24 protein-coding genes are annotated in these 23,919 nt (G+C 74.1%); 14 read left to right on the forward strand and 10 right to left on the reverse strand.

Going from position 1 to position 23,919, the window contains the following annotated elements:
• The first annotated feature begins 14 nt into the window (after positions 1-14).
• Entirely contained in the window at positions 15-320 is a 306-nt protein-coding gene (locus ACZ5GH_RS28040) for a DUF6342 family protein (RefSeq protein ID WP_464335614.1), read from the forward strand.
• Positions 321-433: 113 nt separating this feature from the next.
• On the opposite strand, the gene ACZ5GH_RS28045 is transcribed toward ACZ5GH_RS28040, so the two are convergent.
• Positions 434-1,342, reverse strand: coding sequence for a diacylglycerol kinase (locus ACZ5GH_RS28045; protein WP_387760855.1), 909 nt, complete (start codon positions 1,340-1,342; stop codon positions 434-436).
• Positions 1,339-2,907, reverse strand: coding sequence for an FAD-binding oxidoreductase (locus tag ACZ5GH_RS28050; RefSeq protein WP_464335615.1), 1,569 nt, complete (start codon positions 2,905-2,907; stop codon positions 1,339-1,341). Before ACZ5GH_RS28050 ends, ACZ5GH_RS28045 begins: the two co-directional genes overlap by 4 nt.
• A gap of 74 nt (positions 2,908-2,981) precedes the next feature.
• Between ACZ5GH_RS28050 and ACZ5GH_RS28055 the strand changes: the two genes are divergently transcribed.
• Positions 2,982-3,599, forward strand: coding sequence for a TetR/AcrR family transcriptional regulator (locus ACZ5GH_RS28055; protein WP_387760857.1), 618 nt, complete (start codon positions 2,982-2,984; stop codon positions 3,597-3,599).
• A complete protein-coding gene (locus ACZ5GH_RS28060; RefSeq protein ID WP_387760858.1) occupies positions 3,596-5,191 on the forward strand; it encodes a glycerol-3-phosphate dehydrogenase/oxidase in 1,596 nt (531 codons plus the stop codon). The genes ACZ5GH_RS28055 and ACZ5GH_RS28060 overlap by 4 nt, the downstream gene beginning before the upstream one ends.
• Positions 5,192-5,250: 59 nt before the next feature.
• On the opposite strand, the gene ACZ5GH_RS28065 is transcribed toward ACZ5GH_RS28060, so the two are convergent.
• Positions 5,251-5,544 (reverse strand): hypothetical protein, encoded by a 294-nt coding sequence (locus tag ACZ5GH_RS28065; RefSeq protein ID WP_387760859.1) that lies wholly within the window; start codon positions 5,542-5,544, stop codon positions 5,251-5,253.
• Positions 5,545-5,720: 176 nt separating this feature from the next.
• On the opposite strand from ACZ5GH_RS28065, the gene ACZ5GH_RS28070 reads away from it, so the two are divergent.
• Positions 5,721-6,296 carry a TerD family protein gene (locus ACZ5GH_RS28070; RefSeq protein ID WP_387760860.1) on the forward strand — a complete coding sequence of 192 codons (576 nt, stop codon included), beginning with the start codon at positions 5,721-5,723 and terminating at the stop codon, positions 6,294-6,296.
• A 75-nt stretch (positions 6,297-6,371) separates the two neighbouring features.
• On the opposite strand, the gene ACZ5GH_RS28075 is transcribed toward ACZ5GH_RS28070, so the two are convergent.
• On the reverse strand, positions 6,372-7,736 hold the full coding sequence (locus ACZ5GH_RS28075; protein WP_464335616.1) for an FAD binding domain-containing protein: 1,365 nt from the start codon (positions 7,734-7,736) through the stop codon (positions 6,372-6,374).
• 215 nt (positions 7,737-7,951) lie between these two features.
• On the opposite strand from ACZ5GH_RS28075, the gene ACZ5GH_RS28080 reads away from it, so the two are divergent.
• From ACZ5GH_RS28080 to ACZ5GH_RS28090, 3 genes are all read left to right on the forward strand, one after another.
• Positions 7,952-9,994, forward strand: a complete 2,043-nt coding sequence (locus ACZ5GH_RS28080) for an oxidoreductase (protein WP_464335617.1) — start codon at positions 7,952-7,954, stop codon at positions 9,992-9,994.
• Between the two features lie 49 nt (positions 9,995-10,043).
• Positions 10,044-10,631 carry a PadR family transcriptional regulator gene (locus tag ACZ5GH_RS28085; RefSeq protein WP_464335618.1) on the forward strand — a complete coding sequence of 196 codons (588 nt, stop codon included), beginning with the start codon at positions 10,044-10,046 and terminating at the stop codon, positions 10,629-10,631.
• Between the two features lie 141 nt (positions 10,632-10,772).
• Positions 10,773-11,513 carry a hypothetical protein gene (locus tag ACZ5GH_RS28090; protein ID WP_464335619.1) on the forward strand — a complete coding sequence of 247 codons (741 nt, stop codon included), beginning with the start codon at positions 10,773-10,775 and terminating at the stop codon, positions 11,511-11,513.
• A 296-nt stretch (positions 11,514-11,809) separates the two neighbouring features.
• Here ACZ5GH_RS28090 and ACZ5GH_RS28095 read toward each other — a convergent pair whose 3' ends face one another.
• Complete coding sequence (locus ACZ5GH_RS28095) at positions 11,810-12,208, reverse strand: YybH family protein (RefSeq protein WP_387757460.1); 399 nt, start codon at positions 12,206-12,208, stop codon at positions 11,810-11,812.
• A 36-nt stretch (positions 12,209-12,244) separates the two neighbouring features.
• Here ACZ5GH_RS28095 and ACZ5GH_RS28100 point away from each other — a divergent pair, with 36 nt between their 5' ends.
• On the forward strand, positions 12,245-12,616 hold the full coding sequence (locus ACZ5GH_RS28100) for a winged helix-turn-helix transcriptional regulator (protein WP_464335620.1): 372 nt from the start codon (positions 12,245-12,247) through the stop codon (positions 12,614-12,616).
• A 30-nt stretch (positions 12,617-12,646) separates the two neighbouring features.
• Here ACZ5GH_RS28100 and ACZ5GH_RS28105 read toward each other — a convergent pair whose 3' ends face one another.
• Positions 12,647-13,876, reverse strand: coding sequence for an alpha/beta hydrolase family protein (locus ACZ5GH_RS28105; protein WP_464335621.1), 1,230 nt, complete (start codon positions 13,874-13,876; stop codon positions 12,647-12,649).
• A gap of 194 nt (positions 13,877-14,070) precedes the next feature.
• Here ACZ5GH_RS28105 and ACZ5GH_RS28110 point away from each other — a divergent pair, with 194 nt between their 5' ends.
• From ACZ5GH_RS28110 to ACZ5GH_RS28120, 3 genes are all read left to right on the forward strand, one after another.
• Positions 14,071-14,799: a dienelactone hydrolase family protein gene (locus ACZ5GH_RS28110; protein ID WP_387757464.1), complete on the forward strand. Its 729-nt coding sequence runs from the start codon at positions 14,071-14,073 to the stop codon at positions 14,797-14,799.
• A gap of 190 nt (positions 14,800-14,989) precedes the next feature.
• Positions 14,990-15,355 carry a hypothetical protein gene (locus tag ACZ5GH_RS28115; protein WP_387757465.1) on the forward strand — a complete coding sequence of 122 codons (366 nt, stop codon included), beginning with the start codon at positions 14,990-14,992 and terminating at the stop codon, positions 15,353-15,355.
• A gap of 86 nt (positions 15,356-15,441) precedes the next feature.
• Positions 15,442-15,708 (forward strand): hypothetical protein, encoded by a 267-nt coding sequence (locus ACZ5GH_RS28120; RefSeq protein WP_464335622.1) that lies wholly within the window; start codon positions 15,442-15,444, stop codon positions 15,706-15,708.
• Between the two features lie 175 nt (positions 15,709-15,883).
• On the opposite strand, the gene ACZ5GH_RS28125 is transcribed toward ACZ5GH_RS28120, so the two are convergent.
• Complete coding sequence (locus tag ACZ5GH_RS28125; protein ID WP_464335623.1) at positions 15,884-16,786, reverse strand: methyltransferase domain-containing protein; 903 nt, start codon at positions 16,784-16,786, stop codon at positions 15,884-15,886.
• Positions 16,787-16,845: 59 nt separating this feature from the next.
• Positions 16,846-17,475, reverse strand: a complete 630-nt coding sequence (locus ACZ5GH_RS28130) for a hypothetical protein (protein WP_387757471.1) — start codon at positions 17,473-17,475, stop codon at positions 16,846-16,848.
• A 357-nt stretch (positions 17,476-17,832) separates the two neighbouring features.
• On the opposite strand from ACZ5GH_RS28130, the gene ACZ5GH_RS28135 reads away from it, so the two are divergent.
• The gene (locus ACZ5GH_RS28135) at positions 17,833-18,216 is read left to right on the forward strand and encodes a VOC family protein (RefSeq protein ID WP_387757472.1); all 384 of its coding nucleotides are present in this window, start codon (positions 17,833-17,835) and stop codon (positions 18,214-18,216) included.
• Between the two features lie 133 nt (positions 18,217-18,349).
• Here the strand turns inward: ACZ5GH_RS28135 and ACZ5GH_RS28140 are convergent, their stop codons facing one another.
• Positions 18,350-19,213: a DUF3592 domain-containing protein gene (locus ACZ5GH_RS28140; RefSeq protein ID WP_464335624.1), complete on the reverse strand. Its 864-nt coding sequence runs from the start codon at positions 19,211-19,213 to the stop codon at positions 18,350-18,352.
• Positions 19,214-19,236: 23 nt separating this feature from the next.
• On the reverse strand, positions 19,237-20,328 hold the full coding sequence (locus ACZ5GH_RS28145; protein WP_464335625.1) for a hypothetical protein: 1,092 nt from the start codon (positions 20,326-20,328) through the stop codon (positions 19,237-19,239).
• 439 nt (positions 20,329-20,767) lie between these two features.
• Between ACZ5GH_RS28145 and ACZ5GH_RS28150 the strand changes: the two genes are divergently transcribed.
• Together ACZ5GH_RS28150 and ACZ5GH_RS28155 are read left to right on the forward strand one after the other, a co-directional pair.
• Complete coding sequence (locus ACZ5GH_RS28150; RefSeq protein WP_464335626.1) at positions 20,768-22,675, forward strand: FAD/NAD(P)-binding protein; 1,908 nt, start codon at positions 20,768-20,770, stop codon at positions 22,673-22,675.
• Positions 22,676-23,914, forward strand: a complete 1,239-nt coding sequence (locus tag ACZ5GH_RS28155) for a putative PEP-binding protein (protein WP_387757478.1) — start codon at positions 22,676-22,678, stop codon at positions 23,912-23,914. It abuts the gene before it with no gap.
• Positions 23,915-23,919 lie beyond the last annotated feature (5 nt).

Consider the following 23,919-nt stretch of genomic DNA (forward strand, 5'->3'; position numbering starts at 1 on the left):
AGGGGAGGGCCACCATGGCTGACATCGACCTCGGCGTGGCGTCGGGCTGGGAGGAAGGCGACTTCCACGGCCGCGTCAAGCTGCGGCAGAACCAGGTGTACGGGAACGCGCCCAAGAAGGACGTGCTGATCAGCGGCCCGAACAGCATCGAGCTGTCGATCAACACCAACCTGGAGGTGGACCCCGCGAAGAACAAGTTCTACTTCACGACCCACTGGGGCGGCACCAAGAAGATCGTCGCGATCCTGGACTCCTCCGGCAACCTCTACCTCGCCGGGAACCTGACCGAGGGTCAGTACCAGGCCGGCCTGGGGTACTAGGCCGGGCGGTTCCGACGTCCCGAGGTCCGCGCACTCCCCGGAGTGCGCGGACCTCCGCCGTTTGCCGTCCGCCGTCCGCCGTCCGCCTTGCCCGGGCGCCGCCGGTCACCGGCTCACGGCACCAGTATCCGCAGGGCGTCCTTCGCCACCGCGACCTCCACCGGGAGGGAGGTGATGAACTCCCCGTCGGCGTAGGCGGTGATGCCGGGGGACTCGATCCGCAGGGACTCGGTGCGCAGCGTGGTGACCTCCGGGTGTCCCACGTGGGTGCCCTTGAAGAGGGTGGGGAAGAAGCGGGCGATGCGCAGCCGGGGCATGGCGTCGACCAGGGTGAGGTCGAGCAGCCCGTCGTCGGGGAGGGCGGCGGGGCACATCAGCATGCCGCCGCCGTAGCTGCGGGTGTTGCCGACGGCGGCCAGGGTGAGGTCGCGTTCGATGACGGTGCCGTCGGCGAGGGTGATCCGGAAGGGCAGCGGGCGCAGGTTGGCGAACTCGGCGAGGATGGCGAGGTTGTAGCGCATCCGGCCGCGCGGCCAGCGCAGCCGGTTGGCGCGGTCGCTGACCAGGGAGTCGAAGCCGGTGGCGAGGACGGAGCCGTACCAGCGCACGGCGCCGTCGGGGCCGGTGATCCGGCCGAGGTCGACGCCCCGGGTGCGCCCGGCGGCGATGACGTCGGCGGCGTCCTCGGGGGCGCCGAGCGGCAGCCCGTACTCGCGGGCGTGGTCGTTGCCGGTGCCGGCCGGGACCACGCCGAGCGGGACGGGAGTGCCGGCGAGGGCCTGGAGGGCGAGGTTGATCATGCCGTCGCCGCCGACCACCGCCACCGCGTCCACGCCGTCGGCCGCCGCCTCGCGGGCGAGGCGGACGGCGTCCTCGGGGGAGCGGCCGGCGTGCGGTTCGACCTGGACGCCGAGGGCCCGCAGCCGGGCGGTGGCCCGGTGGGCGGCGGGCTCGGCGTGGCCGATGCCCGCCGCCGGGTTGGTGAGAACGGCGACCCTGCGGACGGTTCTCACGCCGGTCACGGGATCAGCTTGCCGGGGTTGAGGATGCCCGCCGGGTCGAGTTCGGCCTTGACGGCGCGCAGGATGCGCACGCCGAGCTCGCCGACCTCGTCGGTCATCCACGGCCGGTGGTCGGCGCCGACGGCGTGGTGGTGGCTGATGGTGCCGCCGGCGCCGAGGATGGCGTCCCCGGCGGCGCGCTTGGCGGCGCCCCAGCGGGTGAGCGGGTCCTCGCCGAGGGCGGCGACGACGGTGAAGTAGAGCGAGGCGCCGGTCGGGTAGACGTGGGAGACGTGGCAGAGCACGAGGGAGCCGGGCAGGGCCGTGGTGAGCGCCTCGGTGACGGCGACCCGCAGGGCGGGCAGCCGGCTCCAGCTGGTCGCGGTCTCCAGGGTCTCGCACAGGGCGCCCGCGCTGAGCAGCGAGTCGCGCAGGTAGGGGGCGTTGAACCGGCCGTGCTCCCAGGCCCGGGCCGGGGCTTCGCCGAGCGAGGTGCCGCCGGCGGCGAGCAGGGCGTCGCGGGTGAGCTGCTGCCGGGCGGCGACCTGGGCGGCGCTGCCCTCGAAGACGGTGACGGCCAGGCAGCCGGTGACCGCCGGAGCGCCGCCGATCTGCTCGGTCAGGGCCAGGTTGATCATGGTCTCGGCCTCGTCGGAGAGCCGGATCACGGTCGGGCCGGTGCCCTGCTGCTCGACGGCGCGCAGCGCGGCGGTGCCGGTGGCGAAGTCGGGGAAGCTCCACGCCTCGTACGCCTTGACGGCGGGCAGCGGGTGGACCCGCAGCCGGACGGCGGTGATCACGCCGAGGGTGCCCTCGGAGCCGAGGAAGAGCTGGCGCAGGTCGGGGCCGGCGGCGGAGGCGGGGGCGCGGCCGAGGTCGAGCACCCCGCTGGGGGTGACGACGCGCAGCCCGCGCACCATCTCGTCGAAGCGCCCGTACCCGGCGGAGTCCTGGCCGGAGGAGCGGGTGGCCGCGAAGCCGCCGATGGTGGCGTAGCGGAAGCTCTGCGGGTAGTGGCCGAGTTCCCAGCCGCGCTCGGCGAGCAGCTGTTCGGCGGCGGGGCCGGTGAGGCCGGCGCCGAGGACGGCCTCGCCGGAGGTCTCGTCCAGGTCGAGCAGCCGGTCGAAGCGGCGCAGGTCGAGGGAGACGACGGCGTGGAAGGCGCCGCGCTCGGGGTCGAGGCCGCCGACCACGCTGGTGCCGCCGCCGAACGGGACGACGGCGATGCGGCGTTCGGCGCACACCGCGAGGAGGGCGGCGATCTCCTGCTCGCTGCCGGGCAGCACGACGGCGTCGGGCGCGTCCTGGGGTTCGCGGCTGCGGCGGCGCAGCAGGTCGGGGGTGGACTTGCCGCCGGCGCGCGGCAGCCGGTCGGCGTCGGCGGCGCTGACGTGCGCCTCGCCGACGGCGGCGGCGAGCGCCTTGAGGTCCTCGGCGGAGATCCGGGACGGGTGCAGCACGACCTCGTCGGCGCCCGGCCCGGGGGCGGCGTCGCCGGTGACGCCGAGGGCGGCGGCGAGCAGTCCCTTGATGTCGGCGGACAGCTCCTTGGCCAGGGCCGGGTCGCCCCAGGCGTCCCACTTCATCGGGGGGAGCGGAAGTGCGGCGCCCGCCGGTTCCGCTTGCGTCTCAGGTGCCATGCGTTACAGTTTCACACATCATGTCAAGTAGTAACGCCGAGCCGTCGAGTGCGGCCGATCAGCCCAGCGGCACCGAGCCGCGCAGCACCGACGACACGATCCTGGACGCCGCCGCCGACCTGATCGTCCACCTCGGCGTGCGCCGCACCCAGCTCGCCGAGATCGCCCGCCGCGCCGGGGTCAGCCGTCCGACCGTCTACCGCCGCTGGCCCGACGTCCGGGCGGTGATCGGCGCGCTGCTCACCCGGGAGATCCTCGCCACCCTGGCGGCCACCGCGCAGGCCGGCCGCGACCGGGAGGCCTTCGTCGAGCGGACCGTGGACATCGCCGTCCGGCTGCGCGACCACCCGGTGATCGGCGCGCTGCTGCGCTCCGACGACTCCGACCTGCTGCTCGAGTACGTCGTCGAGCGGCTCGGCGCCAGCCAGCGCGGCCTGCTGGAGGCGCTGCGCACCGGCATCCAGCAGGGCCAGGCGCACGGCTCGATCCGGGCCGGCGAGCCGCTCGAACTGGCCGCCATGGTCCTGCTGATCGCCCAGTCCACCGTCCAGTCGCACCGCATGGTCGCCTCCCTGCTGCCCGAGGCGGCCTGGCGGCGCGAACTGGCCAGAGCACTGAACGGATACCTCGCGCCGTGACCCCCACCCCAGGCCCGCACGCCGGACCGTACGCAGGAACCGGCCGGCTCGACGCCGTCCGCCGGGAGCTGGAACTCCACGCGCTCGGCGACGACGCCCGGATCGACCTCCTGGTCATCGGCGGCGGCGTCACCGGCGCCGGAGTGGCCCTGGACGCGGCCTCGCGCGGCCTGCGCACGGTGCTGGTCGAGGCCCGCGACCTCGCCTTCGGCACCAGCCGCTGGAGCTCCAAGCTGGTGCACGGCGGGCTGCGCTACCTCGCCTCCGGGCAGCTCAAGGTCGCCCGGGAGAGCGCCGTCGAGCGCAACGTGCTGATGACCCGCACCGCCCCGCACCTGATCCGGGCGCTGCCCCAACTGGTGCCGCTGATCCCGGGTCTGCTGCGCCCGGGCCAGGCCGCGCTGATCCGCACCGGCTTCCACGCCGGCGACGCGCTGCGCCTGACGGCCGGCACCCCGGGCGCCCTGCTGCCCCGGGTGCGCCGGATCGACGCCGACCGGACCCGCCGACTGGTGCCGGGCGTCCGGACCGCCGGGCTGCGCGGCGCGCTGGTCGCCCACGACGGCCAACTCGTGGACGACGCGCGGCTGGTGGTCGCGTTGGCCCGGACCGCCGCGCAGTACGGCGCGAGCGTGCTGACCAGGGTGCGCGCCGAGCAGGTCACCGGCACCTCGGCCCGGCTGGTGGACACCCTGACCGGGCGGGAACTGGCCCTCCGGGCCGGCGCGGTGGTCAACGCCACCGGCGTCTGGGCGGGCGAGGTGGACACCTCGATCAGGCTCCGGCCCAGCCGGGGCACCCACCTGCTGGTGGACGCGGCGGCCCTCGGCCACCCCACCGCCGCCCTCACCGTGCCGGTGCCCGGCTCCACCAGCCGGTTCGTCTTCGCCCTGCCGCAGCAGCTCGGCCGGGTGGCGATCGGCCTGACCGACGAGGACGCCCCGGGCCCGATCCCGGACGAGCCGCAGCCCACCGAGGCCGAGCTCGCCTTCCTCCTCGACACCGTCAACGCCGCCCTCGCCACCGCCCTGACCAGGGCGGACGTTCGCGGCGCCTACGCCGGGCTGCGCCCGCTGATCGACACCGGGGACGGCAGCACCGCCGACATCTCGCGCGAGCACGCGGTGCTGGAGAACCCCGACGGGGTGATCACCGTGGTCGGCGGCAAGCTCACGACCTACCGCCGGATGGCCCAGGACGCGGTGGACACCGCCGTCCGGCTGCGCGGCCTGCCCGCCCGCGCCTGCTGGACCGCCCGGCTGCCGCTGGTCGGCGCCCCCGGCCACCGCGACAGCCGCCCGCTGCCGACCGGGACGGGGCCCGCCGGCCCGGTGCCCGCCTCGCTGCTCGCCCGCCACGGCGGTGCGGCCCACGAGGTGCTGGCGGCCGGGGAGTTGACGCCGATCGCGGAGGGCCTGGACGTGACCCGTGCCGAGGTCGCCCACGCCGTCCGCCACGAGGGCGCGCTGGACGCCGCCGACGTGCTCGACCGCCGCACCAGGATCGGGCTGGTCGCGGAGGACGCCGAGCGGGCCCGGAAGGCGGTCGAGGAGATCGTGGCGGAATGCCTCGGGGGCGGTCGGGAGGGCTGAGCGCTCCGCGGGAAGGGGCTTTCCGATCTGCGTGAACAAACCCACCCGAACGGATGGTTTCAGCGCGCCGTGCGCTCCGGCATCGGGTGCTCGGCGCCGGACAGCTCCAGCACGCAGGAGAGCGGGTGCTCGGCCCGGCCCGTGCGGTCCAGCCGCACCGCGAGCGGCTTCGGCGGTTCCTCGGCGACCTGGGCGGCGAGGGTCAGCGGGTAGACGCCGTGGCCGTGGACCCGGTGGAAGGCGCACTCCTTGCCGTCGACCAGCAGCTCGGTCTCGGTGATCCAGCCGGACCGCACGTTGACGGTCACCGAGTGCCCGCCCTGATCGAGGTGGAAGCTGTACCGCTGGCGCATCGGGACCTCCGGCGACAGGCCTGCGACGAGGGGAAATCCACTGCCAGTCTAGGGTCCCCGGTCCTCACGGTGCTCGGCGTGCGCGGCGCAGGGGTGCGCGGCCGGCCGCAGACGGATTCTCGTGATCTCTACAGTGTTGTAGATTCGTCCACAGGGAGAGATCCGAGGAGGGCATTGTGGGAGTTTCGCTGGCCAAGGGCGGCAACGTCTCGCTGAGCAAGGAGGCGCCCGGTCTGAGCGCCGTGATCGTCGGTCTCGGCTGGGACGTGCGTACCACCACCGGGGCCGACTACGACCTGGACGCCAGTGCGCTGCTGTGCAACGCGCTGGGCAAGGTGGTCTCGGACCAGCACTTCGTCTTCTTCAACAACCTCCGCAGCCCCGACGGTTCGGTCGAGCACAGCGGCGACAACCTGACCGGCGGCGGGGACGGGGACGACGAGCAGATCAAGGTCGACCTGGACCGCGTCCCGGTCGACGTGGCCAAGGTGGTCTTCCCGGTGTCGATCTACGACGCCGACGCCCGGCTGCAGAGCTTCGGCCAGGTGCGCAACGCGTTCATCCGGATCGTCAACCAGGCCAACGGCGTCGAGATCGCGCGCTACGACCTCACCGAGGACGCCTCGACCGAGACCGCGATGGTCTTCGGCGAGCTGTACCGCAACGGCAACGAGTGGAAGTTCCGCGCCATCGGCCAGGGGTACGCCTCGGGTCTGCGCGGCATCGCGACCGACTACGGCGTCAACGTCTGACCCCGTCCGGCCGGTTGGGACAACACCCGCTGCCGCCGGGTGAATCGACGGGATTTCGGCGGTCGCGCCGTCCGCTCAGCCGGTCCGGCCGAGCGCGTGGCCGCCGAAACCGGCGCTGCCGGTGAGCTGTTGCCGCCACCAGGCGGTCATGGCCGGCTCGTCCATTCCGGACCAGTCCGGCGCCGCGGTGACCTGGGCCCGCCCGAGGGTGCGGCCCAGTTCCACCAACTCCCGGCCGGTCGCGGTGCGTTCGCGGTCGTAGGCGGCCAGCAGGTCGGGCCAGGAGCCGGCGTCCCGTCCCGCCAGCTCGAAGGCGTGGGCGTCCTGCATCGCCTTCACCGCGCCGCTGGTGTTGTGCGGGCGCACCACGGTGGCCGCGTCCCCGCCGATCAGCAGCCGGCCGGCCGTGCGGCGCGGGGCCGCCAGGTCGTAGATCGGCTGCAGGAAGGTCCGTTCGCGCGGGGTGAGCGTGACCAGCCCGGCCCAGTACGGCGGCAGGTGCCGCTCGGCGAGCTGCCGCAGCTCGTCCAGCCGGGCGTCGGTGAGGCTGCCCGCCGGGATGCTGGTCGGGCCGTCGAGCCGCAGCCAGTCGGGGGTGGGGGCGTAGAAGACCCAGTTCACCTGGGTGCGGCCGGGCTCGACCCCGGGGATGCGGTAGATCACCGTCTGGCCGCCGGGGTAGCAGGCGGTGATGCAGTGCTCCTCCGGCCAGGGCGCGGCGCCGCCGGGCAGTTCGGCCAGCAGGGCGGCGTCGTAGCTGCCGCGCCAGCACACGTACCCGGCGTACTCGGGCTCGGCCTGCGGGCAGACGGCGGCGCGCACCACCGAGCGGTAGCCGTCGGCGCCGATCACCAGGTCGTACTCCTCGCGGCCGCTCCCCGCGTCGACCCAGGCGCCGTGCGACCCGTCGCCGCCGATCGGTCGGCCGGCGCCGTTCGGTCCGCCACCGTCGTCGAGCCCGTTGCCTCCGTCCCGGCCGTTGCCGATGCCCGGCCCGTTGCCGATACCGGACCCGTTGCCGATGCCCGGCCCGTTGCCGACGGCCGTCACCGTGGTGCCCAGCCGGAACTCGACCCGCTCGGGCATCCGTTCGCGCAGCGCCTGCCAGAGCACGCCCCAGTGGTGGGAGTGGAACGGGAACGGCTGGGCCCAGAGCAGCCGCCCGCAGCCGTCCGGCCCGTCGCCCTCGCCGGCCGCGCCCCGGGTGACCCAGCGGCGGACGGTGAGGCGGTGGCGCCGGGTGCCCGCGTCCAGGTGCCCGGCCCGGACCAGTTCGTCGAAGCGGTCGTTGTGGGTGCACAGCCCCACGCCGCGGTCCTCCAGGTGGCCGGGGCTGCGTTCCAGCACCACCACCCGTTCCGCGCCGAGCCGGGCGGCGGCGCCGGCGAAGGCGCTCCCGGCGATGCTGCCCCCGACCACGGCCACCGAGCCACCCCGCACGGTCGCTCCTCTCCCGAGCCCACGTCCTGCGCGTTGCCCCCCGCGCGGTCCGGGACACGACGATACGCCGCCGGCCGCGCCCCGGCGCCGGGTTCGAGCCATCCGGCGGGCGCTCCCGGCGGCCTGGTCCCGCCTTATGCAACTAGTTGCATAAGGCCCCACCGGTCCCCTACCCTGCGGTAACAACCACCCCGCCCCCGCCCCAGGAGACGTCGATGAGCGCCCACCCCGGCAGCAGCCGCTACCCGCACCTGCTCAGCCCGCTCGACCTCGGCTTCACCACCCTGCCCAACCGCGTGATCATGGGCTCCATGCACGTCGGCCTGGAGGAGGCCCCCGGCGGCTACGAGCGGATGGCCGCCTTCTACGCCGAGCGGGCCCGGGGCGGCGTCGGCCTGATCGTCACCGGCGGTATCGCCCCCAACGAGGCCGGGCGCCCCTGGGAGGGCGGCGCGATGCTGACCACCGAGGAGGAGGCCGACAAGCACCGCGTGGTCACCGACGCGGTGCACGCCACCGGCGGCCGGATCGCCCTGCAGATCCTGCACTTCGGCCGCTACGCCTACCACCGCGACCTGGTCGCCCCCAGCGCGATCCAGGCCCCGATCAGCCCCTTCACGCCCAACGAGCTCACCGCCGAGCAGGTCGAGCAGACCGTCGAGGACTTCGCCCGCTGCGCCGAACTCGCCCGCCGCGCCGGGTACGACGGCGTCGAGATCATGGGCTCCGAGGGCTACCTCGTCAACGAGTTCATCGTCGCCGCGACCAACCGGCGCGAGGACGAGTGGGGCGGCACGTACGAGCGGCGGATGCGCTTCCCGGTGGAGATCGTCCGCCGGGTCCGCGAGCGGGTCGGCGAGGACTTCATCATCGTCTACCGCCTCTCCATGCTCGACCTGGTGCCCGGCGGCTCCACCCTGGACGAGGTCGTCCAGCTCGCCCAGGCCGTCGAGGCCGCCGGGGCGACCATCATCAACAGCGGCATCGGCTGGCACGAGGCCCGCATCCCCACCATCGCCACCTCGGTGCCGCGCGGAGCCTTCGCCTGGGTGACGAAGAAGGTGATGGGCACGGTCGGCATCCCGCTGGTCACCACCAACCGCATCAACACCCCCGAGATCGCCGAGAGCCTGCTCGCCGACGGCAGCGCCGACCTGGTCTCGATGGCCCGCCCGCTGCTCGCCGACGCCGACTTCGTCGCCAAGGCCCGGGACGGCCGCGCCGAGGCCATCAACACCTGCATCGGCTGCAACCAGGCCTGCCTCGACCACACCTTCAACCTCCAGATCACCTCCTGCCTGGTCAACCCGCGCGCCTGCCACGAGACCGAACTCGTCCTCGGCCCCACCCGGTCGCGCAAGCGGATCGGCGTCGTCGGGGCGGGCCCGGCCGGCCTCGCCTTCGCCGTCTCCGCCGCCGAACGCGGCCACGACGTCACCCTCTACGACGCCGCCGAGACGATCGGCGGGCAGCTGAACATCGCCCGGCGCATCCCCGGCAAGGAGGAGTTCGACGAGACGCTGCGCTACTTCCGCACCCGGCTCGCGGAGTTGGCCGTCACCCAGCGGCTCGGCGAGACCGTCACCGCCGAGCAGCTGGCCGAGCAGGGCCACGACGAGATCGTCCTCGCCACCGGCGTCACCCCGCGAACCCCCGTTGACATCCCGGGAATCGACCACCCCAGCGTGCTCGGCTACCTCGACGTGCTGCGCGACGGCGCGCCGGTCGGCGAGCGGGTCGCCATCCTCGGCGCCGGCGGCATCGGCTTCGACGTGGCCGAGTTCCTCACCGACCAGGGCGACGCCGCGAGCCTCAACCCGCCCGTGTTCCAGGCCAAGTGGGGCATCGACCCGGAGTACCGCGAGCGCGGCGGCCTGCGCGCCCCGGAGCGGCCGAAGCCCCCGCGCAGCGTCCACCTGCTCCAGCGCAAGACCGGCAAGGTCGGCGCCGGCCTCGGCAAGACCACCGGCTGGATCCACCGCACCGAGCTCAAGCACCGCGGCGTGGTGATGGTCCCCGGCGTCACCTACGACCTGATCGACGACGCCGGCCTGCACCTCACCGTGGACGGCGAGCGCCAACTGCTGCCCGTGGACACCGTCGTGCTCTGCACCGGCCAGGAACCGCGCCGCGACCTGTACGAGGCGCTGCGCGGGCGCGGCCTGTCCGTGCACCTGATCGGCGGCGCCGACGTGGCCGCCGAACTGGACGCCAAGCGCGCCATCAAGCAGGGCACCGAACTGGCCGCCTCGCTCTGACCTGGCCGTCTCGCCTCGACCCGCCCGTGGGCCCCGTACGATCGACGGCATGTCGCTGCCGCACGCCATCCTCACCGCCCTGCTGGAGAAGCCGTCCTCGGGGCTGGAGCTGACCAGGCGGTTCGACAAGTCGATCGGCTTCTTCTGGCCCGCCACCCACCAGCAGATCTACCGCGAACTCGGCCGGCTGGAGGCCTCCGGACAGATCCGGGCCCTCCAGCCGGACGGGCCGGTGCGCGGGCAGAAGAAGGAGTACGAGGTCCTGCCGGAGGGCCGCGCCGAACTGGCCCGCTGGACCGCCGAGGGCGCCGACCCGCGCGCCGTCCGGGAGCCGCTGCTGCTGCGGCTGCGGGCGGCCGCGGTGGTCGGCACGGACGGGCTGGCGGTCGAGCTGGAACGCCATCTCGCCCTGCACCGGGAGCAGTTGGCCGACTACCGGCAGATCGAACGGCGCGACTTCCCGGCCGAGCGGGCGGACACCGGGAACCGGCTCCAGCACGCGGTGCTGCGGGCCGGCATCGGCCTGGAGACCTTCTGGGTGCAGTGGCTCACCGAGACCCTCGACACCCTGGAGCCCCTCGACGCCCCGACGTCCCCCGACGCCCCGCCGCCCAGCGGCCCGGCGAACCCGTCCTGACCGGTCCTGAGCCGGTCCTGACCGGTTCCGACCGGCCTGACCTGGCCCTGACCTGCGGATATCCCCGCCCGCGCGCCCCGTCCGGACCCCGGTGGGACACTGGTTGCCTGTCCCTGCCCGAACCCTCGACCGGGGGCCCGCATGTCTCGTCCCAGGCCCATCCACGCCCTCGCCGCCGCGGCCGCCGCCGTGGCGGTCGCCCTGGGCCCGGCGGCCCTGCCGGTGACGGCCGCACCCGCCCAGGACACCCAGGAACTGCCCACCGCCGACCAGCTGAAGTCGGCCCTGCTGACCGCCGCCGACCTCGGCCCCGGCTACACCGAGCTCCCGGTGACGCAGAGCCCCGGCCCCGGCGAGAGCCCGGCCCCGGTGACCGGCTGCGCCGCGCTGAGCGCACTGATCAACATGCGCGCCACCCAGACCGGCAAGGACCTCCCGTACGCCGCCGTCGAACTCGACGGCCCGGACGGCAACCCGATGGTCACCCAGACCCTCGCGGCCGAGGCACCCGACCGGCTCACCGCCGACTTCAACACCGTCGCCGACGCCCTGCGGACCTGCCACGACATCACCTTCAACGCCGGCACCGAGGACAGCGTGACCTTCACCGTCACCCCGGTCACCCTCGGCGACCGCAAGGACGCCCCCGCCGTCCACCTCGACGGCAGCCTGGCCGGCGTCCAGCTCAACGCCTACGTCGGCATCGAGCGCTTCGGCACGGTCGCCATGGCCTTCGGCTACTTCGAACGCCAGGGCACCTCCGAACAGGCCGCCTCCATGCAGTACCGCACCGCCGTCGCCAAGGTCGAACGCACCCTCGGCACCCACGCCGGCAGCACCACCGCCCCCACCCCCGCCACCCCGGCAGGCCAACCCGTCTGACCCTCCCGCCGCCCCGGCCGGGGCGGGGGCATGGTTCACCCGTCTACCGGGTCGGCAACCCCAGGATTCCGGCACCGGCGCGGTTGCCAAGCTGGCCGCTGCAGACGGGAATCCGGCCTGCGAGCGGTACTTCCAGTACGTCAAGAACAAAACGGGCGAGGCGCTGATCCTGACCGGTGTGGACACCCGCCAAGGGCCTTTCGAGCGAAAGTAGTCGGGGATCGTGAGCTCTCGTCGAGTCCGTCTCCGGGGGCGCCCCATCCGAAGGTCGGATGGGGCGCCCCCGGTGGTCCGGCTCAGGGATGCGCTGTGCCGAAGGGGTTGTCGATCACGTAGCGCCAGTGGCCGGTGGGGTCGCGGCGGGCGACGTCGGTGGCGGTGCCGGTGAGGTGGACGGGGGTGCCGTCGGGCGTGGTGCCGGTGATCTGCCAGTCGACGATGAGGAGGGCGAGGTCGCCGGCCACGTAGGTGTGCCGGGGGTGGACGGTGATGGGCAGGCCGAGGGCGAGGAAGTCGGCGTTGGCGCGGTGGAGTTCGGGGCCGGTGGCGGTGGTGCCCGGGGTGGGCACGAAGACGGCGCCGGGTTCGTAGACCTGCGCGAGCAGGGCCGGGTCGCCGGAGTTGAAGGCGGCGGCGAAGACGGCCGGGTGTTGTGCCGGGTCGGTGGTGAGGGGGAGGGTGGCGGGGTGAGTCATGGGAGCAGTGAAGACCGGCCCGGCGTGGGTTACCAAATGGGAACCGGCGGACGGTTCTGGGACGAGGAGTTGGTGCCGGACGGGCGCGGCCGTACGGTGCGACCGGAGGCGGACTGCCCGGTGGAGGTGGCGCTCGCGGCGGTGGCCGGGCGGTGGACGACGTTGGTGCTGCGGGAGTTGATGCACGGCCCCGCCTCGAACGGGGAGTTGCGCGCGCGGTTGCCGGAGATCAGCTCGAAAGTGCTGGCGGAGCGCCTGCAGGCGCTGGGGGAGCGGGCGTTGGTGGTGCGGGAGCGGCTGCCGGGCTTTCCGGTGCGGACCTCGTACCGGCTGACGCCGGCGGGCGAGGCGCTGCGGCCGCTGCTGGTGGAGCTGTACCGGACGGGGGTCACCCTCACCGGGGGTTGACGGGCGGGGGCGACGGCGAGCCGGCGGGGCTCAGGGGTGGTACACCACCTCGGGGAAGGCCTTCGACGGCCCGTCGAGCAGGTCGCCGCAGTGCCGGCCGCGCAGGTGGAGGTCGAAGAAGGCGCGTGGGTACGCCTGTTGGATGAGGACGCCGCGGGCCGGGTCGAGGGTGCCGACCTGGGACCGGATCTGCTGCTCGGTCAGGCCGAGCAGCCGGCCCGACTGCGGGATCAGCGTCATGTTGTCGCCGTAGGAGTTGTGCACGGCGCCGGTGGCCTGGACGTCGAGGCGCCAGCCGCGCAGGTGGGTCCAGAAGGTCTCGGCGTACGGGTTGGTGGCCCGGGCGAAGTCGGCGGTCATCAGCATGAAGGGCCGGTCGATGTCGGTGCTGATCGCGGGGTTGGCGGCCATCGGGCCGTCGAGGGAGAGCCCGGCGCGGATGCGGCGGTCGGCGACCATGGCGAGGGCGGTGGCGGTGCCGCCCTTGGACCAGCCGAAGGCGCCGATGTTCCGCGCGTCGAGGCCGCCGAGCAGACCGGTCGGCAGGGTGCGGCCGGCGACGTCGGGGTTGCGCCCGTTGGCGAGGTCGACGACGCGGTCGAGCAGGAAGAGCAGGTCGGCGGCGTAGTCCCGCGGGTACAGCCCGGGGTCGACGCCGTCCCGCGTGACGACGGTGCCGTCCGGGAACTCGGTGACCCCGTCGTGGGTGTGGTCGATGGTGACGACGGCGAAACCGTGGCTGGCCAACTCCTGGACGGTGATGGTGTGGTCGGCGCGGTGGCTGCCCGCGCCGTGGGAGTAGAGCACCACGGGAAGCGGCCGGCCGGTCCGGTGGACGGGGGCGCCCTGGTGGCCCGAGGTGAGCGGGGCCAGCGCGAGGGGGATCGGGAAGCCGACGTCGTCGAGGAAGGCCTTCAGGGCGCCCTCGGTCATCCAGGGGGCGAGCGGGTACGCGCCGGCGTCGGCGGTGCGGGCCGGGTACCAGACGGTGGCCATCAGCTCGCGGAACCGGCCGGGCCTGGCGTTCGGGTCCAGGCGGGACTCGTCGCGCAGGTGCAGCGGCACCATGCCCACCGGGTACGGGCCGGTGGGCGCGGGCAGGGTGAGGCGCCCGGCATCGACAGCAGGGGAAGCGGGAACGGGCGCGGCCGAGGCGGTGCGGGTGAGGCCCAGTGGCGCGACGGCCCCCAGCGCGAGGGCGGCGCCCAGCAGGCGGCGGCGGGTCGGTCCGGTGAGGGATGCGACAGGCGTGGTGTCCATGAGTGGAACGCTGTCACGCGTGGCGGGTGGACGTCATCGGCCCGCCGATTGATCCTCCGTCGCCGGGCATTGGCCCACGGATTTACACCCCCGGGCTGATGCGGAACGGCTCCGGGCGGCCGGACGTCGGAGCCGACCCGTGTCCGGTACTACGATGCGCAGCGGCACCTTCCGAATGACTCACGGGGGATCTGATGACGGGTCAGTGGCAGGAACTCGGCGCGCCGGGCGGGATCGAGGCGTACGTGCACCGGCCGGAGGGCGAGGTGCGTGGCGCGGTGGTGGTCTGCTCGGAGCTGTACGGGGTCAACGACTACCTTCGGGGCGTCTGCGCCGAGTTGGCGGGCCTCGGCTACGTGGCGGTGGCTCCGGACTTCTACTGGCGCAGCGCCCGGCGCACGGAACTCGGCTACGCCGCCGAGGAACGCGAGGCGGGCCTGGTGCTGATGCGCGCCCTGGACCGCGACGAGCTGGTCGCCGACGCCGCCGAGGCGCTCGCCGCCGCCCGGGGCCTGGCCGAGGGGCGCGGGGTGGCGTTCGTCGGGACGAGCATGGGCGGGCACATCGCCGTACGGGCGGCCACCGAGCTGCGCTTCGAGCTGGCCGCGGTGTTCTACCCGGGCTGGCTGCTGAACTCCGGCTTCCCGTTGGTCGGTCCGGTGCCGCCGCTGGAGACGGCCGAGCGGATCGCGGCGAACGGCGTGTACCTGCTGGGCTTCTGCGGCGGGCTGGACCACATCCTCCCGCTGGAGGAGTGGCAGGAGGCCGAGCGGCGGCTGACCGCGGCCGGGGTCGAGCACGAGTTGGTCACCTACCCGGGCGCCCGGCACGGCTTCGCGGCGGACCGCCCGGCGGACCACGACGCCGCCGCGACGGCCGACGCCTGGCGGCGGGTCCACGAGGCGCTCGCCGAGCGGCTGTAGCCGGACGGCGACGACCTGCCGACGGCCGGGGCGGCGACCGGACGACGGCCGGGCGCCGCCCCGGCGACAGCCGGAGCGCCGCACTCCGATCCCAGGAACCGGGCGGGGATCCCGCGGCGTGTGCACCTCGGAAACGCGATCACGCATCACGCATCACGGATCGCAGGTCGGACGAGGGGGACGAGCACGGATGGCGGCAACGGAGAAGGACGGTAGATCGGGCGGCTGCGCGTGGTTCCTCGCCGGGCCGGTGCTCGCGGCGGCGGGCACCGCGCTGGCGACGGCCCTGGCCTCGCGGAGGTGGGACGCCTGCCCGTTCGGGATGGACGCGCCGACCCGGGCGTCGATGGCGATGAGCATGCCGTTCGCCTGGGTCGGCATCACCGTGTTGCTGGTGCTGCTGCAGGCCCTGCTGGCGCTGGTGCTGCCGGAGGGCATCGAACCGGAGGTCAAGTGGGTGGTGCTGGTCGTGGCCGCCGTGGTGCTGTTCCTCCTGCTCGGCGTCGCCCTGGGCTCGCCGGACGCCGAGCCGGGCGGCCCCTGCTACCAGGAGTAGTGGCCGGACCCCCGGCTTCCCCGCCGAGCCCTCGGCGGGGTGAAGATCGAAATGCGCGGACGGCCGCGGCCCTCCACGGTGGGACCGTGGCTGCGATCGTCGTCCTCTTCGAAATGGCCCCGGACCAGGCCCTCGGCCCCGAGGGTGTCGGCCCGGGCGTGGTCGGGGTGCACGCCGCCGGCCAGGACCCGGACGTCCCGGAGGACCCGCAGCCGCGCACCCTCTGCGGGCTGGACACCGCTCCGATGGAGCACGCCCACTACCGCCCCGCCCGGCCGGGTGAACCGTGGTACCCGCCGGAGCTGGAGCAGCAACGCTGCCGGCTCTGCGAGGCGGCGCTGCACCGGCTCTGAACGCCCCGCGGCGACCCGTGGTCCCGCCGCCGTGTCCGTACCGCCCGGCGGTCGCCGTCCGTGATCGCGCGGGCCGCCGCCCCGGAGGTGACGACCGGTGGTGCGGCGCCGGCAGACGGGTAGGCAGACAGGCAGACTGGGCAGACAGGGATGCGGGCGGGCGGCCGGGCAGGGCTCAGCGGGGCCGGTGGGCGACGGCGGCGAACATCGTCACCGACAGGTGGAACGCCCCGGCCCCGGCGGCCGCGTCGAGATCGGCGTACAGCCGGTCGCGCTGCTCCTCGGTGATCAGACCCCGCTCGACGGCCGCCGCGCCGAGCCCGCGGACGAGCGGCCCGCCGGTGGCGTGGGAGTCGTGCAGCAGGACGTCGGCGCCGAGCCGGTCGACGGTCAGCCCCGCCTCGACCAGCCAGCCCGCGAGGCTGCGCCCGGCGTCGGGTCGGGCGGCGGCGTCCCGGACGACGGTGGCCAGCGCGGACTGGACGTCCGGCTCGGCCGGATGGATCAGGAAGGTGGACCAGTCGGTGTCCAGCAGCGCGACCCGACCGCCGGGGCGCAGCACCCGGGCCATTTCGGCGACGGCCCGCGCCGGATCGGTGAGGTGCTGGAGGACGTGCTCGCACCAGACCGCGTCCAACTCACCGTCCGGCAGCGGCAGTGCGAGCGCGTCGCCGTCCACGAACCGGGCCGGGCTGCCGGCCTCGGCGGCACGCCGCTCGGCGACGGCCCGCAGCCCGGGGTTGGGCTCGACGCCGATCGCACTACCGATCGCACCACCGATCGCGCCGCCCGTCGTGCCGCCCGTTCCGCTGCCCGTCGCGTCGCCCGTTCCGCCGTCCGTCGCGCCGCCCTCCGGGGTGACCGCCGCCGCGAGCACCTGGGTCTCCGACCCGGTGCCCGCGCCGACGTCCAGCGCTCGCTCGCCGGGGCGTACGGCGAGTTCGGCGTGCGCCCAGGCACGCAGCCGCCGTACGCCGGGGTTGGCGGCCTGGGCGTCCAGCGCGGCGATCAGCCGGTCGGTGACCGCCGGGTCGGCGTTGGCGCGGTGGAAGGCCGAGGTGGGGCGCGGGTCGGTCATGGCGTCACCCTAGACGGATATGACGGACCGCCAGGTCATGTCCCACCGGGCCCTCGGGATCAGTACAGCTTGTTCACGGCGGCCCGGACGGTCTCCTTGAACGCGGGGACGTCGGGCTGGGTCCAGTTGCTCTCCCACTCGACCAGGGCGACGGTGTTGCCGTCCCGGCCCACGCCGTAGAGGACGTCGACGTGGCCGCTCCACGTGGTGACGTACTTCAGGTGGATGCCGCCGACGGTCGCGCCCTCCTCGACGTCGACCGTGCCGTGGTCCTGGCCGGTCACCACGTCGCCCGGGTACTGGGCCTGCTGCCGGCCCGCGCAGCCGGCGTAGTACTGCCGGGCGGAGTCGGCGAGGGCGATCGCCTCGGCCTCGGTCGGCAGCACGTAGACCCGCTCGTAGGCGGAGGCGGTCTCGGAGGTGAGGAAGTCCGCGCTCCAGATGTTCTCCTCGGGGACGCTCGGGCGGTTCCAGTCGGCGAGACAGCGGGTGTCGAAGCCCCCGCCGGGCTGGTCCGACGCGCCGCCCTGCCAGGTGAGGTCGTCCGGCGGCAGGTCCGCGACGGTGAGCATGCCGGGGCGGGCGCTCTGCGCCTGCGCCGGGGTCGCGGCCTGGGCGGTCGCCGCGGCGACCAGCAGGGCGGCGGCCACCGCGCGCACTCCGGTCCGGGTCCTGAACCTGGTCCTCATCCGTCCACCTCCGGGTGTCGTCAGCTGCGCCCAGGATCGGCGACGGCGGCGACTCGTGCGGGGCGGACACGAACGGAGGCCGGAACACCGCTCCTGGGACGGCGGATCCGGCCGAAACCGCGCGGTTGGCCGGGACGCGCAGTGGGGACGGAGTGCGAAGGAGTGGGAAGTCGGCTCGGCCGGCTTCCCACTCCTCGGGGTCGGTCACCGGGACGGCGCCGGCCGCACGCCGACCGAGCCGCCGGTCACGCGGTACCGTCGCGGATCAGCGTGGCAGCAGGCCCGTGAGGACCGGGTCCGTCGGGAGCCGGGCCGACTCGGTGGCGCGCGGCGCGGAGATCGGGAAGACTCGCCCGCATGGTTTCGGTGTTGCAGAACGTGGCGATCGACTGTGCGGACGCCTATGAACTGGCCCGGTTCTGGAGCAGGGTGACCGGTCGGCCGTTGGATCCCGACTGCCGGCCGGGGGACCACGAGACCCAGGTGCTGCTGGCGGACGGCCCGGTGCTGTACTTCAACCAGGTGCCCGAGGCGAAGACGGTCAAGAACCGGGTCCACCTGTGCCTGCGCCCCGAGACCTCGCGCGACCAGGAGGTGGACCGGCTGCTGGGCCTCGGTGCCGCCTTCGTCGGCGACCACCGGAACCCCGACGGTTCGGGGTGGGCCGTCCTCGCCGACCCCGAGGGCAACGAGTTCTGCGTGCTGCGCAGCGAGTCCGACCGGGCCGCTACGAACCCCTGAGGCCCGGGCGGCGCCCTGGCCGGGAAGCCGGGGGACGGCCCGGTGGCCGCCGCGGCACGATGCGGGGCGCATCGGGAGGATCCCGGACCCGCTGCCGGACCCGCTGCCGGCGCCCTGCCAGGCTCCGGCGGCGTCACCGGAGCAGGACCACGCCCGCGACCGTCGCCGCCGCCATGACGACGAGCGCCGTGACCGCGAAGCCGACGTTCCCCGCCACGGATCGGCGGGTGGCCGCGAGGTCCGGTGTGAAGTCGGCCGGATCCCCCGGCGCGTAGTGGACCGTGACGTCCTGGCCGTGCGCGACGGCGCGGTCGGGGAGGGCCGACGGGTAGTAGGCGGTGACGGCCGTTCCGTCCTGGGTGGTGAAGGCGATGACGGGTGTCCGGCTGGTCCGGACGTCACCGTCCGCGTCGGTCGCGACGGTCCTGAGGACGGCGACGACGCGGCCCGGCACGGACACCATGGCGGCCAGTGCGTCGAGCCGGCTTCTCGTCGTCCGCCTCTCCCCGGGCAGGTGGAACGCGGTCAGGACGGTGAGGGGCCCGCAGACCGCGACCAGGGCCCACGGCCAGCCCCAGTCGATCGAGGCGACGACCACCAGCCCGACGTAGATCAGGAACACCGCCGAGTTCGGCCAGGCGAGCCCCCGGCTCCGCTCGTGGGGGTCGTTGGCGAACCGGAAGGCGTGCGGCATCCCCGGCGGGTAGTGGACTCCGATCTCCCGGCCCACCCAGGCCGTGGTGATCGGGTCGCCGCAGTCGCCGTCGTTGGTGACGGTGAACTCCTCGCCGGTGGAGGGGTCCTGGAAGCGGACGACGACCGCTATCCCGTCCCTGTCGGAGCTCCCGTTCCGGGGTTCCCGGACCCGTTCGATCCGGCCCGTCGCGCGGACCGTCCGCTGCGCCCGGGTCACGCCGGCCAGCGACCGGCCGTACCCGACCAGCGCCACGAGGCCGAACACCCCGCACCACAGCGCCAGAACTCCGTGCCAGTCCATGCGTGACCCGCTCCTGTCCGTGATCAGTGCGATGAGGTGCGCCGCCACACCCGGCCCTGGCCGTCGGCCTCCAGTACGGCGCTTCCCTCGGGCCCGGTCGCGCTGACCACGATGGTGACGGCGCCGGTGAGGCGGTGGACGACGATGCTCCAGTCCCGCGGGGCCTGGGCGCCGAGGGTGGTCCTCGCCTCCTCCACCAGGGCGGGGAGCCGCTCGTAGGGCAGTTCCAGCGGATCGAACTCCCGGGCATTCGTATCGGCCGAGGAGAACACCACCGACAGCGTGCGGTCCGTGACGGTGAGGCCGGTCACCAGGTGCGAGTCCCCTTGCCGGGTCAGCGAGTCGACGGCGAGGCGCAGTTCGCCGCCGTCGAGGAAGGACTGCCCGGCGCCGAGCACGACGGTGCCGGAGCCCGCCGTCACCACGGTGGACGACCACGTCGAGGAGACCGTCGGCGTCGCGGACGGGGGCGGCTGGGCGGTGGCCTTCCGCTCGAACAGGTCCGCCCGGAACAGGAGGACGACGGCCGCCGCGCCGAGCAACAGGCCGAGCAGCCCGAGGAAGCCGACGGCACGGACCTCGGGCGGCTCGCTCACCCTGGCCGCGCCGGGCACGGCGTCGAGCCGCGCGCCGGCCGCCCGTTCCTCCCACTCCGGAGTCGGCCGCTTCACGATCCTCACCAGCCACGGCCGGTCCGGCGGATACCGGACCACCAGGACGTCGCCCGGCCGGTGGTCGGGGAGGTCGACGACGTTGACGTCCTGGGTGAACTCCACCCGGAACGCGGGCCCTTCGTCGGGCACGACGGTGAGGTCGAAGCGCACCGGCACGTCGGTCAGCTTCGTCTCGGCGGCGGTCAGGCTCTCGACCGTCGCGAGCGCGGTACGCGGGACGACAGCGGCTTCCCGGGCCTGCCGCGGCCGGTCGGCGAGGAGCAGTAGCAGGCCGTAGGCGATCGGAACGCCCAGGCCCCCGACGAGCAGCGGCACCTTCTCGACCACGACGCCGACGACCATCGCGGCGAGCGAGCCGCCGATCACGCCCCCGGTCAGGAAGCCGCGGGCGAGGGCGACCGGGGTGTTGCGTCCAGGCGGCGCGCCGGTGGTCGTCGTCATACCGGTGATTGTGCCGGGTGGGGTCGACGGCCGACAGGTCCTGTGCCAACAAGCTTGCGCCGTAACCGCCGTAACCGCCGTAACCGCCGCATCGCCGTGTCCGCCGTAACCGTGGCGCCCGCCGCACTCCCCGCACTCCCCCGCACTCCCCGCACTCGCCGTGCCCGCCGCACCCGAGGCAACCTCCTCACCCGCCGCAAACCTTCCTGACCGGTCGTCATGACGTGGTGGATCGCCTGTTCTAGGATCCTGGGGCCGGTGAAGGTTCCCTTCCCCGTGAGCTCCGGGAACGCGGCCGGGGCGGAAGGGGCGGGGCGGCCGATCGCCGTAGTTCGGACAGCGCTTCGCTCCTTCCGGGCGGCACGTCGCCGGCAGAACCCGTGTCCGGCGTCCGGGGCGGCGGGGCCGGGTTCCCATCCTTCGAGGGGGAGGCTTCACCATGAGTCGAACGGGTACGTGTCCAAGAGTCCTGATAGTCGGGGCGGGCCTGGCCGGGACGGCCACGGCCATCCGGCTGCTCTGCTTCGCGCGCGGGCCGCTGGAGATCGTCCTGCTGGAACGGCGTCCCGACTACCGGTGCGCCGGGGTCGCCTACCACCGGGACGGCAACCCCTGGGACCACGTGTTCAACATCCAGGCGGGCCGGATGTCGGTGTTCCGCGAGGACGTGCTCGACTTCGTCCGCTGGGCCAACCACGAGGCGGACCGCGGCGGTTGGCCGGAGCCCTGGGCCGGCCTCCGGTTCGTCGAGCAGGGGCCGGCGCCCCGACGGATCTTCCAGGACTACCTGGTCGACCGGCTGGCCGAGGCGCGGCGTGAGGCCAGCCCGGGTGTCGTGCTCGTCGAGGCGGACGGCGAAGCGGTCGACCTCGAAGTCCGATCCGGCCGCGTCGACGTGACGGTGGAACGGTTCGCCGTGGAAGGCGGTCCGGGCCGGGCGGCCACCGTGCTCCGCGCCGACCACGTCGTCCTCGCGACCGGTCTCGAACTCCGGGAGCCGGCCTTCGCCTCCGAGGTCCGCACCCATGCGTCCTTCGTGCGCAACCCCTACTCCGCGGCCGGAATCCGGAAGCTCGCGGACCTCCGTTCCGAGGCAACGGTCGCGATCGTCGGCTCGGTATTGAGCGCCTACGACTCGGCGGGCCTCCTGCTGCGCCGGGGCCACACCGGGCGGATCCACCTGATCTCCAGGACCGGCACCCTGTTCCGGACGTACCCCGGCGGCCACGAGCACGGGGTGGTGCGCCTGCCCTGCCCGAAGTCGTTGCTGGAGCCCTACCGGAACCGTGAGGAGTTCCTCGCCCGGCTGCGGGCCGAGTGGGACACGGCGTGCGCGACGGTCGTCCGGGAGCATCCCGACATCGCCCCGGCGGTGGTCGCCGAGCGGGTGGTCAAGGCGTGGGAGCCGCACCTGCCGGAGGCCGTCGAGCGCATCCCGTCCGCGGAACTGCGGGCTCTGCTGGACGAGTTCGGGACCGCGCTGGCCGCGCTGCGGGTCGGGGTGCTGGAGTACACGATGGCGGTCATCGAGCGCGCCATGCACCCGGTGGACGGGCCGGTGAGGCTGGTCGTCGGCAAGGTGGAGGGGGTCCGGCCGGCGGAGTCGGGCCGGCTGGCGGTGTCGGTCGCGTCCCCGGAGCGGACGCACGCCATCGAGGCGGACCTGGTGGTGTCCAACTTCGGCCGGGAGTCGGACTACGGCAGGGTCGACCAGCCGCTCTGGCGGAACGTCCTGCGGCGCGGGCTCGCGGTGCCCCACGAGCGCACCGGGCGCGGCCTGGAGGTCGACGCGCGGGGGGTGCTGCTGGGCGCCGACGGGGAGCCCGGACCGATCTCCGCGGTCGGCGTGCTGCGGGAGGGCGACGAGATGGTGCGCAACGGGCGGACCGGTGCGTTCACCTTCAACCTCGCCGCCATCAAGAACCACTCGATCGCGGTGGCCGCCCACGTGGTGGAACGACTGGAGCTGGAACCGGAACCGGGCGTCGGCATTTCCCCGCGGAACACGGCGGAAGGCGTGGCCGAATTCCTCGCCCGGCGCCACGGAGGTGACGGCAATCTGGAGGAAGCGGCGCCGGGAGGATTCGAGGACGCTGTGGTTATGGAGGCGAGGAGATTGGCCTCACGCGGTCGAATCGAGCGGGAGAGGCTCGATTCCCAACTGGAGACCCGCATTCGGTCCATGGGCGAACGTCCGGCCCACGCGGCGGATGCCGCCCGGCACGACCGCCTGATGAGGGTGGCCGTCAACCGGGCCGCGGTCGAACGGCTCACCGATGTTTCCGTGACGCCACGACAACTGCGCCGACAGCTGGGACTGGCGACCGCCGAAGAACAGGAGGAGTAGTTGAACGGGCGACGGATTCAGGGATCCCTGCTGACCGGTGGTACACAGAGCGAAGTGCGAGGTGCCTGCAATCGCACGAGACGTCCACTGGAGGGGTCCGTCCTCGTCGCCCCTTCCCTCGACGCGGGCCTGTACGAGGCGATCGTGGTGGCCCGCGCGGTCGTCTGCGGTGAGGGTGGGCTGACCGGCCACATGCAGTCGCTCTGCCGCGGCCGCGGGATACCGGTGCTCCGCGTCGACCAGGAGGACCTCGACCTCCTGGTCGGCGAGGTGGTGGTGGACCTCGAGAGCGAGTCGATCGTGCTCGGGGCAGGGGCCGACCGGAGTGCCGGGCCCGGGCGCCCCTCGCTGGACGACCTCGGTTCGGCGTGCGCGGTCATCGCGGACCTGCGGGACATCCGCACGATCAACTCCTGCGGCCCGGAGGCGGAGCGGGTCGAGTGCTTCTTCATCCGGGAGGAGTTCCTCTGCCTGGCGGCGGCGCTGAGCCCGCTCGACTCGCTGGCCGGCGGCCCCGCCGAGGCGGTGGCCTACGGACGGGCCCTCGCGGACCGGCTGTGCACCTTCGTCGAGGCGCTGCTGCCCGGCCAGCGGCTGGTCCTGAGGATGCTCGACCTCCGCTCCGACCACGCCGCCAGCGTCACCGAGCAGGCCCCGGTCGCGGTCGAACCCAACCCCGAGCTGGGCCTGCACGGCGCCCGCTGGCTGCTGGGGTCGGCCGCCTACCGGGACGCGCTGCACGCCATGCTGGGCTCGCTGCGCGAGCGGCTCGGCGACGCCGCCGGCCGGGTGCACCTGTCCGTCCCGTTCCTGAACGACGCGGAGGAGTTCGCCCAGCTCAGGAAGCACCTCGAACTGCCGCCCGAGGTGCCGCTGTCCGCGTTCATCGAGACGCCCGCGGCGGTGCACGCCACGGCGGAGATCTGCGCGGCCGGCGCCGGCGAACTGTTCGTCGGGGTGAAGGACCTGGTGCAGTTCTACCTCGCCGCGGACCGCGGCAACCACCTGGTGGCGGAGTCCTACCAGACCCGGCACCCGGCCGTCCTGGACGGGCTGCGCAGGGTGGTGGAGTCCGCGCGCGCCACGGGCACCCCGGTGCGGGTGTTCGCGCTGGGTTCGGACCTCGCCCACTACCTCGCCCACGTGCCCACCCCGGACGGCTACATGATGTGCACCGCCGAACTCCGGGAACGGCTCCTCGGCGGGTGTGAAGATCCTTCCGCCGTCGTCAGGAGCTGACCGCA

The organism is Kitasatospora sp. Xyl93 (assembly GCF_055383135.1).

Excerpts from the sequence above, each read along its gene's own strand:
- ACZ5GH_RS28040 (WP_464335614.1), top strand. The coding sequence starts at position 15 with ATGGCTGACATCGACCTCGGCGTGGCGTCGGGCTGGGAGGAAGGCGAC.
- ACZ5GH_RS28050 (WP_464335615.1), bottom strand. The coding sequence starts at position 2,907 with ATGAAGTGGGACGCCTGGGGCGACCCGGCCCTGGCCAAGGAGCTGTCC.
- ACZ5GH_RS28055 (WP_387760857.1), top strand. The coding sequence starts at position 2,982 with ATGTCAAGTAGTAACGCCGAGCCGTCGAGTGCGGCCGATCAGCCCAGC.
- ACZ5GH_RS28065 (WP_387760859.1), bottom strand. The coding sequence starts at position 5,544 with ATGCGCCAGCGGTACAGCTTCCACCTCGATCAGGGCGGGCACTCGGTG.
- ACZ5GH_RS28080 (WP_464335617.1), top strand. The coding sequence starts at position 7,952 with ATGAGCGCCCACCCCGGCAGCAGCCGCTACCCGCACCTGCTCAGCCCG.
- ACZ5GH_RS28085 (WP_464335618.1), top strand. The coding sequence starts at position 10,044 with ATGTCGCTGCCGCACGCCATCCTCACCGCCCTGCTGGAGAAGCCGTCC.
- ACZ5GH_RS28090 (WP_464335619.1), top strand. The coding sequence starts at position 10,773 with ATGTCTCGTCCCAGGCCCATCCACGCCCTCGCCGCCGCGGCCGCCGCC.
- ACZ5GH_RS28095 (WP_387757460.1), bottom strand. The coding sequence starts at position 12,208 with ATGACTCACCCCGCCACCCTCCCCCTCACCACCGACCCGGCACAACAC.
- ACZ5GH_RS28100 (WP_464335620.1), top strand. The coding sequence starts at position 12,245 with ATGGGAACCGGCGGACGGTTCTGGGACGAGGAGTTGGTGCCGGACGGG.
- ACZ5GH_RS28105 (WP_464335621.1), bottom strand. The coding sequence starts at position 13,876 with ATGGACACCACGCCTGTCGCATCCCTCACCGGACCGACCCGCCGCCGC.
- ACZ5GH_RS28110 (WP_387757464.1), top strand. The coding sequence starts at position 14,071 with ATGACGGGTCAGTGGCAGGAACTCGGCGCGCCGGGCGGGATCGAGGCG.
- ACZ5GH_RS28115 (WP_387757465.1), top strand. The coding sequence starts at position 14,990 with ATGGCGGCAACGGAGAAGGACGGTAGATCGGGCGGCTGCGCGTGGTTC.
- ACZ5GH_RS28125 (WP_464335623.1), bottom strand. The coding sequence starts at position 16,786 with ATGACCGACCCGCGCCCCACCTCGGCCTTCCACCGCGCCAACGCCGAC.
- ACZ5GH_RS28130 (WP_387757471.1), bottom strand. The coding sequence starts at position 17,475 with ATGAGGACCAGGTTCAGGACCCGGACCGGAGTGCGCGCGGTGGCCGCC.
- ACZ5GH_RS28135 (WP_387757472.1), top strand. The coding sequence starts at position 17,833 with ATGGTTTCGGTGTTGCAGAACGTGGCGATCGACTGTGCGGACGCCTAT.
- ACZ5GH_RS28140 (WP_464335624.1), bottom strand. The coding sequence starts at position 19,213 with ATGGACTGGCACGGAGTTCTGGCGCTGTGGTGCGGGGTGTTCGGCCTC.
- ACZ5GH_RS28145 (WP_464335625.1), bottom strand. The coding sequence starts at position 20,328 with ATGACGACGACCACCGGCGCGCCGCCTGGACGCAACACCCCGGTCGCC.
- ACZ5GH_RS28150 (WP_464335626.1), top strand. The coding sequence starts at position 20,768 with ATGAGTCGAACGGGTACGTGTCCAAGAGTCCTGATAGTCGGGGCGGGC.